The sequence below is a fragment of the Streptomyces sp. SudanB5_2050 genome (assembly GCF_964272335.1).
Classification (GTDB): domain Bacteria; phylum Actinomycetota; class Actinomycetes; order Streptomycetales; family Streptomycetaceae; genus Streptomyces; species Streptomyces rochei.
Window position 1 is genome coordinate 3,527,843 of sequence record NZ_OZ186760.1, and the last position, 15,898, is coordinate 3,543,740.

Consider the following 15,898-nt stretch of genomic DNA (forward strand, 5'->3'; position numbering starts at 1 on the left):
GCTCAGTTCCCCTGGGGCAGGTCCGCGAGCGCCTCGGTCCGGCGCCGCCGCCCCACCTGGGTCCGCACCGCCCCCATGCTCGCCGCGATCACCAGGGCGATGGCGGCGGACTGCGTGGCGGACAGGGCCTGGTCGAGGATGAGGAAACCGGCCGCCGCGGCGATGGCGGGCTCCAGGCTCATGAGGATGGCGAAGGTCGGCGCGGGCAGGCGGCGCAGGGCGAGCAGTTCGAGGGTGTACGGCAGGACGGAGGAGAGCAGGGCGACCCCGGCGCCGAGCGCCAGCGTCACCGGGTCGATCAGCTCGGCGCCCGACTCGGCGATGCCGAGCGGCAGGAACAGCACCGCTCCGACCGCCATCGCGAGGGCCAGCCCGTCGGCCTGCGGGAAGCGCCGGCCCGTACGCGCGCTGAAGACGATGTACGCCGCCCACATGGCGCCCGCCCCGAGCGCGAAGGCGGCGCCGGCCGGGTCGAGGCTGTCGAAGCCGCCGCCGCTGAGCAGGAAGACGCCGGCCAGGGCGAGGGCGGCCCAGACCAGGTTGACGGCGCGGCGGGAGGCGAAGACGGACAGGGCCAGCGGGCCGAGCACCTCCAGGGTGACGGCGGGGCCGAGGGGGATGCGGTCGACGGCCTGGTAGAAGAGGCCGTTCATGCCGGCCATGGCGATGCCGAAGACGACGACCGTGCCCCAGTCGGCCCGCGAGTGCCCGCGCAGCCGGGGCCGGCAGACGAGCAGCAGCACGACGGCGGCCACGACCAGCCGCAGCGTCACCACGCCGAGCGCGCCGGCGCGGGGCATCAGGCTCACCGCCAGCGCGGCGCCGAACTGCACGGAGAGCCCGCCGGCGAGCACCAGACCGACCGGCCCGAGGGAGCCCCACCGGCCGCCCTCGGGTGCGGGGCCGGGCGCTGTCCCCGAGCCCGCCGGGGAAGCGGTGGCGGCCGGGGTGGGGGTGCCGGGGGTAGCGCTGGGGGTACTCACGGGGGCTCCGGGACGGTCTGCGGGTCGGTGTGCGGTCGACTTCGTTCATCAAGCTGTACGGCACAGTCCACAGTAGTGGACCGGGACAGGCGCGTACTCCTGCCATGCAACTGTCGCGGGCGGGGATCGCCGCTGTCAACGGACATCCGCTCCGTGGGCGGCCTCCCCGTGAGGGGCGCACCCGGCGAGAAGGTAGCGTCCGCCGTGTGAGACGACTCGTTGCCCGCCTGTGGCGCCTGCTGCGCCCGGTCCAGAGCCGTGTGATGTGGCTGCTGCACACGAAGTACGTGGTCGGTGTGACCGGCGTGGTGCGCGACGACGAGGGTCGGGTGCTGCTGCTGAAGCACCGGATGTGGCCGCCGGGCCGCCAGTGGGGCCTGCCGAGCGGTTTCGCGCGCAAGGGCGAGGACTTCCGGCGGACGGTGGTCCGCGAGGTGCGCGAGGAGACGAACCTCGACGTGGAGGTGGGCCGCCTGGTCATGCTGAACAGCGGCCTGCGCACCCGGCTGGAGGTGGCCTACGAGGCCCGGTTGCTCGGCGGCGAGCTGCGCGTCGACCCGTTCGAGATCCTGGAGGCCCGCTGGTGCCGCCCGGACGACCTGCCCGAGGACGTCCAGCCGGTGTGCCACCCCCTGGTGCGGGGCGAGACGGCGCCCTGAGCCGCCTTCGCCGGGGGCGTGCCGGGAGGGAGAGCGCGAGGGGGACGCCCGGTGTCGCCCGGGCCGGGGCTCGCCCCCGAGCGGTCCCGGAGCCGCCCGGAGTCGCCCGGAGCCGCCCCGAGCCGCCCCGAGGGCCTGACCTAGTGAGCGATCCCGCCGCCGCCCATCAGCAGGTCCAGCCTCTCGTCGTCGTCGAAGGTGTCCCCGGACAGCCGGGTGACGCCCCCGGCGGACGGCCCGTCGTCCGTGCCGGGCAGCAGCCACACGGAGCTGTCCGCCGTGTCGCCGCCCGGCTCGGCCACCACCAGCTCGGCGCGGTGGTCGCCGTCCAGGTCGCTGAGGGCGACCTCCGCGCCGAACCCGGCCCGCTCGTGCGAACCGGGCAGGTCACCGCCCTCGAAGACCCGGGCGCCCTCGCCGGTCGGTCCCTCCGGGCCGCCCGCCAGGAACAGCACCTGCTCGGGACCCGGTTCGACGTACGGGCCCCACCGCGACGCCCCGGCCACCACGTCCGCGTACCCGTCGCCGTTCACGTCCCCGGTGTCCAGGGAGACGAACACGGCGTCCTCGTCCTGGGGCTCCTCGCCGGGCACGCCCGGCGTGTCCCGGTCGATCGTCGTCCTGCGCTTCCCCGGCCCCGACTCCGACCCGTACACCACCGTCACCGAGCTGCGGCTCGCGTCGCCGCCCCGGGGGCTGAGGACCAGGTCGCCGTAGCCGTCGCCGTCCACGTCGCCGACGGCCCCCGTCGCCGCGTCCGGAAGGTCGACGCCGTCCGCCCGGGTGAGGCCGTCCGGGCCGCCCCGGAACAGGCCGACCGGCCGGCGCGTGCGGGACCAGGAGGCGTCCGGGGACCAGTCGTAGTGGAAGGTCACCAGTTCGTCGGCGCCGTCGCCGTCGAGGTCCCCGGCGACGAGATCGCCGTAGCTCGCGCCGTCGACGTCCCCCGCGGGCCGGCTCGGGGCCGGGACGGCGGCCCTCCGGGCCGGGGTGCCGTCCCGTTCGAAGGGGCCCTCGAGCAGGCCCTTGTCGGAGCCGAGCCCGAAGACCAGGTCGGCGTGGCCGTCGCCGTCGAAGTCACCGGCGGCGAGCTGCTCGTCCAGGATCGGGTCGTCGTCCCAGGAGACGTGACTGGTGTCCGTGCCCGGCACCCGGACGGCCCGGGAGAGCCCGTCCGCCGAACCCCACATGACGATCACGCTCGGCTTCCCGTCGAAGACGGCGGCGGCGAGGTCGGTGTACCCGTCCTCGTCGAAGTCGCGGGCCACCACGTCGGACCCGAAGAAGCTCTCGTCGCGGTTCTTCCCCGGTATGCCGGGGTCGTCCTGCGTGAGGTGCTGACAGCGCGCCGGCCCCGTCCCGCCCTCCGCCCCGTACGCCACCTGGATGCTGCCACCGCCGGCCCCGCCCGCCACGTCCCCCTGCGAGCCGAAGGCCAGGTCGGGGTGGCCGTCCCCGTCGAAGTCTGCGGCGGAGGCCGCCGCGGGGCCCGTGGCGGGCCGCTGCGGCGCGGGCGCGGACCCGTGCACGGAGGTCCGGCAAGCGTGCGGCGCGGCGAGGCCGGTCTCGGGGTCGGCGGCGATCACCGCACCCGCGAGGACGGCCGACGCGACGAGACCCGCACCCGCCGCGCCCGCCCACCACCGCCTGCCGACGCGTCGCCGCGCCCCTGCCCCGTCATCACCCGGAACGTCCATGGGAACGATCACGCTCCGGACGCCCGGCGCGGTTCCGGTCACGGCGGGCACGCCCGCTGCGGCCGCCTCGGTCCGCTCACCCCTCGGTATCACGCCGCCCTCCGGCGTGGTCCTCAGGTCGTACCCCAAGTGGCGCGCCGGGCCGATGTATGGGGCCCGGTTCGGGATCTAGCTTCGACCCATGATCTCGAGAACACGCAAGGGCGCGGTGGCCGCCCTGCTGACATGCGCGTTGGCGGTCCCGCTCCTGGGTGCCGCGCCCACGTCGGCCACGCATCGGGCGCGGCACGCGGCCCAAGAGGTGCCCAGCGCGGGCGCGCCGGAGTTGCCCCGTCCCGCCGGTCCCCACCCGGTGGGGCGTCGCACCCTGCACCTCGTCGACCGGGACCGCACCGACCCCTGGGTGCCGACGGCGCGGGGGCGGGAGTTGATGGTGTCCGTGTCCTACCCGGCCCGCTCGGCGGGCACGGGGACGCCCGCGCCGTACATGACGGTCGAGGAAGCGCGGCTGCTGCTGGAGGCCAGGGGGCTCGGCGGGGTCGTGCCGGCCTCCACCCTGGCCGGCACCCGTACCCACGCGCGGGTCGGGGCCGCCCCGGCGCGGGGCCGTTTCCCGCTGGTGCTGCTGTCCCCCGGCTTCGGGATGCCGCGCGCCACGCTCACCTCGCTCGCCGACGACCTGGCCGCTCGCGGGTATGTCGTCGCCGCCGTGGACCACGCCCACGAGTCGGTGGGTACGGAGTTCCCCGGGGGCCGCGTCCCGCCCTGTGTGGCCTGCGAGGAGGTCGACCCGGGCCCGGAGCAGGCGGCCGTCGTGCGCGGGCGGGCGGCCGACCTGTCGTTCGTGATCGACGAGTTGACGGACGGCCGGAGAGCGGGGTCGCTGTCCCGGGTGATCGACTCACGGCGGATCGCGGCGGCCGGTCACTCGATGGGCGGGGCGGCGGCCGCGGCGACCATGGCCGTCGACCGCCGGGTGCGGGCCGGCGTCGATCTCGACGGCAACTTCTTCGTCGACGACGCCGGGGCCGGGATCGGCCGGCGGCCGTTCATGATGCTCGGCGCGGAGAACACCCACACCCCCGGCGGTGACATCACCGACTGGGACGGCGCCTGGGACCGTCTGCACGGCTGGAAGCGCTGGCTGACCGTCCAGGGGGCCGGGCACTTCTCCTTCACCGATCTCCCCTGGCTGGGGAAGCGGCTGGAGCTGCCGGACCCGACCCCGCTCCCGGCCGAGCGGAGCTGGGAGATCACCCGCGACCATGTGGGCGCCTTCCTCGACCTCCACCTGCGCGGCATCCCGCAGCCGCTGCTCGACGGCCCCACGGCGACCCACCCCGAGGTCGCGTTCCACCGGCCGTAGACCGCGTCACGCCCCTTCCAGCCGCTCCGCCAGCACCTCCGCCAGGTGCCGCCCCCGCACCCCCGCCAGGTGTTCCAGCTGGGTCCGGCAGGAGAAGCCGTCCGCCAGGACCACCGCCCCCTCCGGTGCCTCGCGCACCGCCGGGAGCAGCTGGTCCTCGGCGCAGGCGGCGGAGACCTCGTAGTGGCCGTCCTCGAAGCCGAAGTTGCCCGCGAGGCCGCAGCAGCCGCCGGCCAGGTCGCCGGTCAGGCCCGCCGCCTCGCGCAGCCGGCGCTCGGCCGCGTCACCGAGGACCGCGTGCTGGTGGCAGTGGGTCTGGCCGACCGCGGGGAGGCCGACGGCGGGCGGTCTCCAGTCGGGGGCGTGCCGCTCCAGGGCCTGGGCGAACGTCACCACGCGGGCGGCGAGGCGGGCCGCCCGCGGATCGTCGTGCAGGAGTTCCGGCAGGTCCGTGCGGAGCGCGGCGGCACAGCTCGGCTCCAGGACGACGACCGGTGCCGAGGTCTCCAGCACGGGTTCCATCAGGTCCAGGGTGCGGCGCATCACCGCGCGGGCGCGGTCCAGTTGGCCCGTCGACACGTACGTCAGTCCGCAGCAGACCCGGCCCCGGCGGGCGGTCAGCAGGGCCGTCGCCGACCTCGTACGGCCGTCGGCGAGGCCCCGCCCCCGGGTGCGCAGCGTCGGCGGCAGCACCACGCGCAGGCCCGCCGCCTCCAGCACCCGTACGGCCGCCCGGCCCACCGACGGCGACAGGTGCTCGGTGAAGGTGTCGGGCCACAGGACCACCGGCTCGCCCTCGGCGCGCGGCCCCCCGCGCCCGCGCCACCACCGGCTGAAGGTCTCCCCGGCCAGCCGCGGCACGTCCCGCTCCCCCGCGATCCCGCCCAGCCGTTTCGCCACCGCCGCCAACGGCCGCACGGAGGCGAGCGCGTTGACGACCGGCGCCACCCGCGCCCGCGCCGCCCAGCGCAGCCACACCGGCAGCCACCCCATCGTGTAGTGGGCGGCGGGGCGGCGGCGCCCCGCGTAGTGGTGGTGCAGGAACTCCGCCTTGTACGTGGCCATGTCGACCTCGACCGGGCAGTCGGAGCGGCAGCCCTTGCAGGACAGGCACAGGTCGAGGGCGTCCCGGACCTCCGTCGAGCGCCAGCCGTCGGTCACCACCTCACCGGCGAGCATCTCGTGCAGCAGGCGGGCGCGGCCCCGCGTGGAGTGCGCCTCGTCCCCCGTCGCCCGGAAGGAGGGGCACATCACGCCCGACCCGGTCACCGACGTCGTACGGCACTTGGCGACGCCGACGCAGCGCCGTACCGCCGCCGAGAAGTCGCCCCCGTCGGCCGGGTAGCCGAACGCGACGTCGACCGGCTCGCGCGGCAGGACGGAGAAGCGGAGGTCGGTGTCGAGCGGGGCGGGGCGGACCAGCATGCCGGGGTTGAGGAGGTCGTCCGGGTCCCAGACGCCCTTGGCGCGTGCGAAGAGGGCGACCGTCTCCTCGCCGTACATCCTGGGCAGCAGCTCCGCCCGCGCCTGCCCGTCGCCGTGCTCCCCGGAGAGCGAGCCGCCGTGCGCGACGACCAGGTCCGCCAGCTCCTCCGAGAGGCGGCGGAAGCGGGCGACTCCGGCGTCCGTCATCAGGTCGAAGTCGATGCGCACGTGGATGCAGCCGTCGCCGAAGTGCCCGTACGGGGTGCCGCGCAGGCCGTGGGCGGTCAGCAGCGCCCTGAAGTCCCGCAGGTAGGCGCCCAGCCGGGCCGGGGGCACCGCGCAGTCCTCCCAGCCGGGCCATGCCTCCGCACCGTCCGGCATCCGGGTCGCCGTGCCGCTCGCGTCCTCCCGGACACGCCACAGCCTCCGCTGACCGGCCGGGTCGGTCACCACCAGCGCGTCCACGACGTCGGCCGCCCGCACCACCGCCTCCGCGCGCGCCCGCGCCTGCGCCGGCGAGTCGCCGCCCGTCTCGACGAACAGCCACGCCCCGCCGCGGGGCAGCCCCCGCGTGGAGGGCACCAGGTCCACCGCCATGCCCTCCACGGTCAGCGGCGCGAGCGGCAGCAGCCCGGCCGCCGCCTCCGCCGCCCCGGCCTCGTCGGCGTATCCCAGCACCGCCAGCGCCCGCGCCCGCGGGGACTCGACCAGCCGCACCACCGCCTCCGTCAGCACGCCCAGCGTGCCCTCCGAACCGCAGAAGGAGCGGGCCACGTCCGCGCCCCGCTCCGGCAGCAGCGCGTCCAGCGCGTAGCCGGAGATGCGGCGGGGCAGGTCGGGAAAGCCCGTGCGCAGCCGTGCCGACTCGCCGGACACCAGCTCGCGCAGGCCCGGTGGCGCCCCGGCCCAGTCCGGCCCGAGCCGCAGGGACCGTCCCCGCGCGGTGAGCACCGACAGCTCGCGCACGCTGTCCGCCGTCGTGCCCCACGCCACCGAGTGGGAGCCGCACGAGTTGTTGCCGATCATGCCGCCGAGGGTGCAGCGGCTGTGGGTGGAGGGGTCGGGGCCGAAGCGCAGGCCGTGCGGGGCGGCGGCCTCCTGGAGGCGGTCGAGGACCAGGCCGGGCTGGACGACGGCGGTGCGGGTCCCGGGGTCCAGGTCGATCAGCCGGTTCATGTGCCGGGTGAAGTCCAGGACCACGCCCGTGCCGGTCGCCTGACCCGCGATCGACGTGCCGCCGCCCCGCGCGACGACCGGCGTCCCGTGCGCCCGGCACACCTCCAGCACCGCCGCCACGTCGTCGGCGTCCCTGGGCGCCACCACGCCCAGCGGCACCCGGCGGTAGTTGGACGCGTCCATGGTGGTCAGCGCCCGGGAGGTGACGTCGAATCCGACCTCGCCGCGGACGGCCCTGCGCAGTGCTGCCTCCAGATCGGTCATGTCCTCCAGCATGAGCCTTGTGGCTTGGCACAGGTCCGCAAGACGGAGATCTCGTCTCATCGGACGGACATGTTCCCGTCCGGTTTGGCCGACGGGATACGCTCCGGCACGTGGCTGAGATCCAGATTCCTGCTGACATCAAGCCCGCGGACGGTCGATTCGGCGCGGGTCCCTCCAAGGTGCGGGTGGAGGCGCTGGACGCCCTGGCCGCCACCGGTACGTCCCTCATGGGCACCTCCCATCGCCAGGCTCCCGTCAAGAACCTGGTCGGCAAGGTCCGTGAGGGCATCTCCGAGCTGTTCCGGCTCCCCGACGGCTACGAGGTGGTCCTCGGCAACGGCGGTTCCACGGCGTTCTGGGACATCGCGACCCACGGTCTGATCGAGAACAAGTCCCAGCACCTCACGTTCGGCGAGTTCTCCTCCAAGTTCGCCAAGGCCGCCAAGCTGGCGCCCTGGCTGGCCGAGCCGACGGTCGTCTCCGCCGACCCGGGCACGCACCCCGAGGCGCACGCCGAGGCCGGCGTGGACGTGTACGCGTTCACCCACAACGAGACCTCGACCGGCGTCGCCATGCCGATCAAGCGGGTCGCCGGCGCCGACGAGGGCTCCCTGGTGCTGGTCGACGCGACGTCCGGCGCCGGCGGCCTGCCGGTCGACATCGCCGAGACCGACGTCTACTACTTCGCGCCGCAGAAGTCCTTCGCCTCCGACGGCGGCCTGTGGATCGGCGTCTTCTCCCCGGCCGCGATCGAGCGCGCCGAGCGCGTCCACGCGTCCGGCCGGCACGTCCCGGAGTTCTTCTCGCTGCCGACCGCGATCGACAACTCCCGCAAGAACCAGACGTACAACACCCCGGCGCTGGCCACCCTGTTCCTCCTCAACGAGCAGCTGGAGTGGATGAACGGCCAGGGCGGCCTGGACTTCACCACCGCGCGCACCAAGGACTCCTCGTCCCGCCTGTACGCGTGGGCGGAGGAGGCCAAGTACGCCACCCCGTTCGTCTCCGACCCGGCCAAGCGGTCCCAGGTCATCGGCACGATCGACTTCTCCGACGACATCGACGCCGCCGCCGTCGCCAAGGTGCTGCGCGCCAACGGCGTCGTGGACACCGAGCCGTACCGCAAGCTGGGCCGCAACCAGCTGCGCGTCGCGATGTTCCCGGCGATCGACCCGGCGGACGTCGAGGCGCTGACGAAGTGCGTCGACTACGTGATCGAGAAGCTGTAGCGACAACCGTCGTACGACGCTGAGGGGCGCCCGGCACATCGCCGGGCGCCCCTCCGTGCGTGCGGACTTCTGCTCTCCCGCGCCTACCTGCTGAGCCGCTGGAAGCGCCGCACCGCCAGCGGCAGGAAGACCGCCGTGAGGATCACCGGCCACACGCCCGCCATCAGCAGCGCGTGCCGCTCGACCCAGGAACCGCCGCCGCCGACCGGCGTGCCGAACAGCTCGCGGGCGGCCGCCGCCGTGGAGGAGATGGGGTTCCAGGCCGCCACCCAGCCCAGCCAGTCGGGCATCAGCTGCGGGGCGACGAAGATGCTGGAGATCATCGTCAGCGGGAAGGCCACCGCGAACAGGCCGCCCGCCGCCTCCGGGTTGGGGACGAGGAGGCCCAGCCACACGCCGATCCAGATCAGCGCGAACCGCAGCCACAGCAGCAGCCCGAACGCGGCCAGGAACCCCCAGCCGCCGTCCGGCCGCCAGCCCATGGCCAGTGCCGTCAGCATCATGATGGCCAGTTCCGCGCAGGCGACGACCAGATCCGTGACCCCGCGCCCGGCGACCACCGCGGACGACGCCATCGGCATGGAGCGGAAGCGGTCGATGACGCCCTTCGTCGAGTCGTGGACGACGACGGTCGCGGTGTTGATGAAGCCGAAGGCCATGGTCATCACGAACATGCCGGGCATCAGGAAGTCCTTGTAGTCCCCGCCGCCGGGCACGGTCATCGCGCTGCCGAAGACATAGCCGTAGAGGAGGACGGACAGGATCGGGAAGCCCAGCTGCCAGGCGATGTTGACGGGCTGGCGCTGGTAGTGGGTCAGGCCGCGGCGGACGATGTTGCCGCAGTCGGCGAGCAGCCAGTACAGCCGGCCGTGCTCGGCGGCCGGGGCCGTCGTCGGGTCGAGGGCGCTCATGCCGCCACCGCCTCCTTCTCCGGGGTGCCGGTGCGGTCCGTGCGGTGTCCGGTCAGGCGCAGGAACACGTCGTCCAGGCTCGGCCTGCGCAGCCCGATGTCCTCGACGGCGACGCCCTCGTCCTGGAGAGTGCGGGCGACCTCGGTCAGCGCGGCCACCCGGTCGGTGACCGGCGCGTGCACGCGCGACGCCTCCTCGTCGGCCTCGGGTTCGCCCTCGCAGACGCGGGCGACGACCTTCACCGCCCTCGGGATGTCGGCCCGCTCGGCCACCACGACCTCGATCCGGTCGCCGCCGACCAGGTTCTTCAGCCCGTCCGGGGTGTCGTCGGCGATGGCCCGGCCCCGGTCGATGACGGTGATGCGGGAGGCCAGCTTGTCCGCCTCCTCCAGGTACTGCGTGGTCAGCAGCACCGTCGTGCCGCTCGCCACCAGCGCCCGCACCGAGTCCCAGACCTCGCCCCGGCTGCGCGGGTCGAGGCCCGTCGTCGGCTCGTCCAGGAACAGCACGGCCGGGGCGAGGATCATCGAGGCGGCGAGGTCGAGGCGGCGCCGCATGCCGCCGCTGTACTTGCCGACGCCCCGGTCGGCGGCGTCGGTCAGGTCGAACTGCTCCAGCAGCTCGACGGCCCGGGCGCGGGCCCGCCCGCCGCCCAGGTGGAACAGCCGCCCGAACATCTCCAGGTTCTGCCGGCCGGTCAGCACCTCGTCCACCGCCGCGTACTGGCCGGTGAGGCCGATCCGGGCCCGCACCTCGCGCGCCTGCCGGGCGACGTCGAGGCCGGCGACCTCGGCCCGTCCGCCGTCCAGCCGGATCAGCGTGGACAGGATGCGCACGGCCGTGGTCTTGCCCGCGCCGTTCGGCCCCAGCAGCCCGTGCACGGTGCCCTCGCGGACGGCCAGGTCGAAGCCGTCGAGGGCGCGTTTGTCGCCGTACCGCTTCTCCAGCCCCTCGGCCCGTACCGCGTGTCCGTCGCTCATGGACGGTCCCCCTTCCAGTCCTTAACTGAGTACACCGTACCCGATTGCGCGTACACCGTACTCAGTTTTTGGGCGCGGACCTAGACTGACCCCATGGCGAGCGGTACGGAGACCAGTGGCAGCGGCGACGTCGGCCGCACCCTGGAACTGTTGTGGGACACCGGCCGGCGGCCCAGCCGCGGACCCAAGCCGGGGCTGACGCTGGAGCGGATCGTGGAGGCGGCCGTCGAGGTCGCCGACCGGGACGGGCTGGGCGCGGTCTCGATGCGCCGCATCGCCACCGAACTGGGCACCGGCACCATGTCCCTGTACCGCTATGTCCCCGGCAAGGCCGAACTCCTCGACCTCATGCTGGACCGCGTCCAGCGACCCTCCGAGGACCCCGGCGACCTCGGCGACGGCGACTGGCGCTCCGCGCTGGAGGCGCTCGGCCACGCGACGCTCGCCCTCTACCGCCGCCACACCTGGCTGCTGGAGGTCAACCAGTCCCGTCCGATCCTGGGCCCGAGCGCGCTGGACGGCATGGAGAAGGTGCTGGCCCGGATCAAGCCCATGGGCCTGACCGACCCCGAGCTGGTCTCGGCGATCGTCCTGATCGACGGGTACGTCGTCGGGGCCGCCCGCACGCAGGTGTACCAGGAGGAGGCGGAACGCACCTCGGGCCTCACCGACGCGCAGTTCTGGCAGGCCCAGGAACCGGTGCTGGTGAAGGCCATGACCAGCGGGCGCTACCCCGTGCTGGCCTCCCTCTCCGAGGACGCCTTCGGCACCGGCTTCGACCACTTCGACTTCGGGCTGCAGCGCATCCTGGACGGGCTGGAGGTGCTGGTGGCCGCGCGACGCGCGGCCGACGGGCCGGCCGCCGACGGGTCAGCGGCGGCGGAACAGCCGTCGTAGGCCGAACAGGACGGCGCACGCCACGAGCAGTCCGACCGCCCCGACCTTGAGCGTGTCGCCGCCCGCACCGTCGGCTCCCTCACCCGAGGCGTCGGAGCCGCCGGTGCCCGACCCGCCGCTCCCGCCGGGCGCGTCCTCGGCCTTGACCGGGCTGCCGGCGCCCTCCATCCCGAGCAGCAGCTTCCGCCCGTCGGGCGTGTAGGTGACGGACTCCCCCTGCCCCAGCGGCACGCTGATCCGCCCCTTGCGCTGGATCTTCCCGCCGTTCCAGTCGTACCAGACGCCCCCGAGGTAGCCGCGCACGGCGAGCGTCTTGCCGTCCGGGGAGAAGGCGGCGTCGGTGGCCCACAGCTCCACGGGGACGGTGGGCCGGAAGACGTTGGTGCCGGAGGCGGAGAGCTTCTCGGGACCCTCGTACAGGTGCCCGCCGTCCTCGTTCTTGTCGACGATGTAGACCCGCCCGGTCTTCGGGTGGACGGCCATCGACTCGGCGTCGCGCGCGCCGTCCGCGTACTTCACGACGTACTGGGTCGCCTTGACCGTCTGGTCCTTGAGCTCCGTCGGCTCGGGCAGCTCGTAGATCCACACGTACGGCCAGGTGCCGCCGAGGTTGTCGCCGATGTCGCCGACGAAGATCTTGTTGCCCGGCCCGATGGAGATCGCCTCGACGTCGCGCGGCGTGCCCACGCCGGAGAGCGCCACGCGCGCGACGGTCTCGCCGGTGGAGCCGTCCACCGCGTACAGGTACGGGCCGGTGTCCTGGTCGTTGTGCGTCCAGTAGACGCCAGGGTGGAGGCGGGAGGCGGCGAGGCCGCTGGACTCGGTGATGCGCGGGTCCTTGATCGTGAAGCCGTCGCTCCCGTCGTCCCCGTCGGCGGCGGAGGCGGGCACGGCGAACGCGCCCACGAGGAGGGCCGAGGCGAGGAGGGCGAAAGATCGGCGCATGCGCCAAGCCTGCCATCCCGTGCGGCCGTTCACCCCGGCCGTCACGCTGCGTGGCCGGGCTCACATCGCGCCGGACGGACCCATCGTCCATGATGAGCGGATGCTCAGGTTCATGTTCGTCGGTGACTCCATGACGATCGGGAGCGCCGGCGAACACACCTGGCGCTACCGGCTGTGGCGGCACCTGCGCGACTCCTGCGGCAGGCCCTTCACCTTCGTGGGCCCGCGCGAGACGCTGCACGACCCGTCGACGGACGAGCCGACCTCGTACGCCTACGCCGAGCCGGACTTCCCCCGCGCCCACCTGGCCGGCTGGGGCGAGGGCTGGCACCACATGACCCCGATCATCGGCGAGACGGTACGGTCCTGCCGCGCGGACGTGCTCCTGGTCTCGCTCGGCCTCATCGACCTCGGCTTCTACACCAACGCCGAGCAGACCGCCGACAACGTCCGCGCCTTCGTGGCGGACGCCCGCTCGGCGAACCCGCGGGTCCGCATGGCCGTGATGCCGGTGCTGCACAACATCCGGGTGGACGCCGACGAGACCTTCGCCGGGCAGGTCCACCGCTTCAACGAACTCCTGGCGAAGACGGTCGCCGCCCTCGACGAGCCGGCCTCCCCGCTGCTGCTGGTCCCGCCGCCCCAGGCGTACGACTTCCACGTCGACACCTACGACGGCACGCATCCCAACGAGAGCGGCGAGCACCGCATCGCGGGCGCGTTCGCGCAGGCGATGGACGAGGGGTGGGGGCTGGGCGGGCCCTACTCGGCCGCTTCCTCGTAGGCCGCCCGGATCGCCCGGACCATGTGCTCGGCGCAGGGCCGCACGCCGTCGTCCCAGCGCTCGTCGCGCTCGTGCCCGAGGTACACGGCGCGGGCGTGGGCCAAGGGCTCGTGGTGCCCGGCGGGCAGCCGCGCGAGGGCCCAGTCGGCCGCCGCGTCCTTCGACCGGATCTCGCCGGTGACGAGCGTGCTCCAGATCCGGGCGAGGGTGAGCAGGACGTTGCGGGTGTCCGACTCCAGCTCGGCCGTCAGCTCCGGGACCCCGGCGACGATCGCCCGCCGCAAATCCGTGTGCGGGACGGGGTCGAGGAGGGCGGCGGGCGGCGGGCCGTGCAGCGGGGCGTCGGCGCTGAGCACCATGGTCAGGAGCGGGGCGAGGTCGGGGTCGTCCTCGGGCCCGGGGACGTGGCCGCGCTCGTAGGCGTCGCGCAGCCACTCGCCGTAGAGGTAGTCGCGGCGGGGCGGGTAGCGCCACGGCCGGACGTCGCCGTGGACGACGACGATCAGTTCGACGGGGCGGCGCCCTTCGCCGCCGGACAGCTTCAGCAACTCCTGCGTGAGTGCGGCGCGTCGCGCGTGCGTCGTGGGGTTCCGTACGACGACGAGCAGGTCGAGGTCGCTGTGCGGGCGCAGGCCGCCGAGGGTGGCGGAGCCGTGCGCGTAGACGCCGAGCACGTCCTCGTCGCCCAGGTGGTGCCGGACGAGGGTGACGAGGTGGTCGGTGCGGTCCCGGTCCCGCTCTGGCATATGCGCGTCCTCCTGTGTCCAGGTCGCCGTGCGTATCGTTGTACCGCGCGGCTGCTCCCGCCCGTGGGACGGCCGGGGAGGAGCGCCACGATGACCGTCCTTGACGACAGGATCGCGATGGCCGAGAGCGACAACACGCGTCGACTCGACGAGATGTTCGAGCGACTCGAGAAGATGCCCGTCCCCGAGGGTTACAAGGTCGAGATCGTCGGGGGGGTCGTCTACATGGCGCCACAGCGGGACATTCACTGGGAAACCATCCTCGAGATCCTTTGGGCCCTGGAAGATCACTTCGGTCGGCGTCAGGCGAGGATCTTCTCGGACGTCCGCATCGACTTCCCCGGCTACGAGAACGGGTTCTGTCCGGACGTCGCCAAGATCAAAAGTGGGGCGCAGAAGGACGACAACGGCAAGTGGCGCTACGAGGACGTCGAGTTCGTCGCCGAAGTCATCTCGAGAGGCACGGCGCGGAACGACTACGAAGCCAAGAAGACCGCCTATGCCCTTGCGGAGGTACCGGTCTATCTCATCGCTGACCCCTATGCACGCAGGTGCCGTCTGTTCACCCAGCCCAAGGACGGCGTCTACGTGACCGACACCTCCATCGAGTACGGCGGAGTCGTCGACATGACGAACACGCACCTGGGCCTCACTCTCGAAACAGCCGACTTCCCCCGCGACTGACCGACCCGACCCGCTTGCCTGGAGCGCACTCCAAGCCGTTGGCTTGGGGACCATGGAGTACACGCAGCTGGGACGCACAGGACTCAAGGTCAGCCGGCTCGTCCTCGGGACGATGAACTTCGGTCCGCAGACCGACGAGGCCGACAGCCACGCCATCATGGACGCGGCGCTGGACGCCGGCATCAACTTCTTCGACACCGCCAACGTGTACGGCTGGGGCGAGAACAAGGGCCGCACCGAGGAGATCATCGGCAACTGGTTCGCCAAGGGCGGCGACCGGCGCGACAGGACGGTCATCGCCACCAAGGTGTACGGCAATATGGGCGCCGACGGCGAGGCGTGGCCCAACCACGACAAGCTCTCCGCCGTGAACATCCGCCGGGCGGTCGACGCCAGCCTGAAGCGGCTGCGGACCGACCACATCGACCTGTACCAGTTCCACCACATCGACCGCGCCACCGGTTTCGACGAGATCTGGCAGGCCATCGACACGCTGGTGCAGCAGGGCAAGGTGCTGTACGCGGGGTCGTCGAACTTCCCCGGCTACAAGATCGCCCAGGCCAACGAGACCGCCGCCCGGCGCGGCGGCACCATCGGCCTGGTCAGCGAGCAGTGCCTGTACAACCTGGCCGAGCGCCGCGCCGAGATGGAGGTCATCCCGGCCGCCCAGGACTACGGCCTCGGCGTCATCCCCTGGTCGCCGCTGCACGGCGGACTGCTCGGCGGGGTCATCAAGAAGGAGGTCCAGGGCGGGCGCCGCGCCTCCGGCCGGGCCGCCGACACTCTGGCCGACCCGGCGAAGCGGGCGCAGGTCCAGGCGTACGAGGACCTGCTCGACAAGCACGGCGTGGAGCCCGGCGAGGCCGCGCTGGCCTGGCTGCTGACCCGGCCCGGCGTCACCGGCCCGATCGTCGGCCCGCGCACGGCCGAACAGCTCGCGTCGGCGCTGCGGGCCGTGGAGCTGGAGCTGTCGGACGAGCTGCTGGCCGGGCTGGACGAGATCTTCCCGGGGCCGGGGCCCTCGCCGGAGGCGTTCGCCTGGTAGGCCGGCGGGCAGCACGGTGACGTGGTGAGCGGGGCGGCGGCACCCACGGCCCGGTCAGCCGAGGGCCGCCGCCACCGCCACCACCACGAGCATCAGCACGAGCACAC

General features: G+C 73.7%; 14 protein-coding genes. 7 read left to right on the forward strand and 7 right to left on the reverse strand.

What is annotated here, in order from left to right; translation table 11 throughout:
* Window positions 1–2 precede the first annotated feature (2 nt).
* A complete protein-coding gene (locus tag ACFZP7_RS15625; RefSeq protein WP_019326595.1) occupies window positions 3–983 on the reverse strand; it encodes a DMT family transporter in 981 nt (326 codons plus the stop codon).
* 206 nt (window positions 984–1,189) lie between these two features.
* Between ACFZP7_RS15625 and ACFZP7_RS15630 the strand changes: the two genes are divergently transcribed.
* On the forward strand, window positions 1,190–1,642 hold the full coding sequence (locus tag ACFZP7_RS15630; RefSeq protein WP_371847493.1) for an NUDIX hydrolase: 453 nt from the start codon (window positions 1,190–1,192) through the stop codon (window positions 1,640–1,642).
* A 140-nt stretch (window positions 1,643–1,782) separates the two neighbouring features.
* On the opposite strand, the gene ACFZP7_RS15635 is transcribed toward ACFZP7_RS15630, so the two are convergent.
* Window positions 1,783–3,339 (reverse strand): FG-GAP repeat domain-containing protein, encoded by a 1,557-nt coding sequence (locus tag ACFZP7_RS15635; protein ID WP_385634645.1) that lies wholly within the window; start codon window positions 3,337–3,339, stop codon window positions 1,783–1,785.
* A gap of 181 nt (window positions 3,340–3,520) precedes the next feature.
* Between ACFZP7_RS15635 and ACFZP7_RS15640 the strand changes: the two genes are divergently transcribed.
* A complete protein-coding gene (locus tag ACFZP7_RS15640; protein ID WP_385634646.1) occupies window positions 3,521–4,705 on the forward strand; it encodes an alpha/beta hydrolase family protein in 1,185 nt (394 codons plus the stop codon).
* Between the two features lie 6 nt (window positions 4,706–4,711).
* Here the strand turns inward: ACFZP7_RS15640 and ACFZP7_RS15645 are convergent, their stop codons facing one another.
* Window positions 4,712–7,570: an FAD-binding and (Fe-S)-binding domain-containing protein gene (locus ACFZP7_RS15645; protein WP_385634647.1), complete on the reverse strand. Its 2,859-nt coding sequence runs from the start codon at window positions 7,568–7,570 to the stop codon at window positions 4,712–4,714.
* Window positions 7,571–7,680: 110 nt separating this feature from the next.
* Here ACFZP7_RS15645 and serC point away from each other — a divergent pair, with 110 nt between their 5' ends.
* Window positions 7,681–8,799: a phosphoserine transaminase gene (gene serC / locus ACFZP7_RS15650; protein WP_029393617.1), complete on the forward strand. Its 1,119-nt coding sequence runs from the start codon at window positions 7,681–7,683 to the stop codon at window positions 8,797–8,799.
* Between the two features lie 83 nt (window positions 8,800–8,882).
* On the opposite strand, the gene ACFZP7_RS15655 is transcribed toward serC, so the two are convergent.
* Window positions 8,883–9,710 (reverse strand): ABC transporter permease, encoded by an 828-nt coding sequence (locus tag ACFZP7_RS15655; protein ID WP_019326601.1) that lies wholly within the window; start codon window positions 9,708–9,710, stop codon window positions 8,883–8,885.
* Window positions 9,707–10,690: an ATP-binding cassette domain-containing protein gene (locus tag ACFZP7_RS15660; protein ID WP_210953185.1), complete on the reverse strand. Its 984-nt coding sequence runs from the start codon at window positions 10,688–10,690 to the stop codon at window positions 9,707–9,709. The genes ACFZP7_RS15655 and ACFZP7_RS15660 overlap by 4 nt, the downstream gene beginning before the upstream one ends.
* Window positions 10,691–10,783: 93 nt before the next feature.
* Here ACFZP7_RS15660 and ACFZP7_RS15665 point away from each other — a divergent pair, with 93 nt between their 5' ends.
* Window positions 10,784–11,587 carry a TetR/AcrR family transcriptional regulator gene (locus ACFZP7_RS15665; protein ID WP_031016130.1) on the forward strand — a complete coding sequence of 268 codons (804 nt, stop codon included), beginning with the start codon at window positions 10,784–10,786 and terminating at the stop codon, window positions 11,585–11,587.
* On the opposite strand, the gene ACFZP7_RS15670 is transcribed toward ACFZP7_RS15665, so the two are convergent.
* Entirely contained in the window at window positions 11,561–12,532 is a 972-nt protein-coding gene (locus ACFZP7_RS15670; protein ID WP_210902818.1) for a YncE family protein, read from the reverse strand. The two genes, ACFZP7_RS15665 and ACFZP7_RS15670, sit on opposite strands and share 27 nt — an antisense overlap.
* Before the next feature lie 100 nt (window positions 12,533–12,632).
* On the opposite strand from ACFZP7_RS15670, the gene ACFZP7_RS15675 reads away from it, so the two are divergent.
* The gene (locus tag ACFZP7_RS15675) at window positions 12,633–13,316 is read left to right on the forward strand and encodes a GDSL-type esterase/lipase family protein (protein ID WP_031016132.1); all 684 of its coding nucleotides are present in this window, start codon (window positions 12,633–12,635) and stop codon (window positions 13,314–13,316) included.
* Here ACFZP7_RS15675 and ACFZP7_RS15680 read toward each other — a convergent pair.
* A complete protein-coding gene (locus ACFZP7_RS15680; RefSeq protein WP_385634648.1) occupies window positions 13,295–14,062 on the reverse strand; it encodes an aminoglycoside adenylyltransferase family protein in 768 nt (255 codons plus the stop codon). The genes ACFZP7_RS15675 and ACFZP7_RS15680 overlap by 22 nt on opposite strands.
* Before the next feature lie 90 nt (window positions 14,063–14,152).
* Here ACFZP7_RS15680 and ACFZP7_RS15685 point away from each other — a divergent pair, with 90 nt between their 5' ends.
* Both ACFZP7_RS15685 and ACFZP7_RS15690 read left to right on the forward strand, forming a co-directional pair.
* On the forward strand, window positions 14,153–14,746 hold the full coding sequence (locus tag ACFZP7_RS15685; RefSeq protein ID WP_030975134.1) for a Uma2 family endonuclease: 594 nt from the start codon (window positions 14,153–14,155) through the stop codon (window positions 14,744–14,746).
* Between the two features lie 52 nt (window positions 14,747–14,798).
* Window positions 14,799–15,791, forward strand: coding sequence for an aldo/keto reductase (locus ACFZP7_RS15690; RefSeq protein ID WP_385634649.1), 993 nt, complete (start codon window positions 14,799–14,801; stop codon window positions 15,789–15,791).
* The last annotated feature ends 107 nt before the right edge of the window (window positions 15,792–15,898 follow it).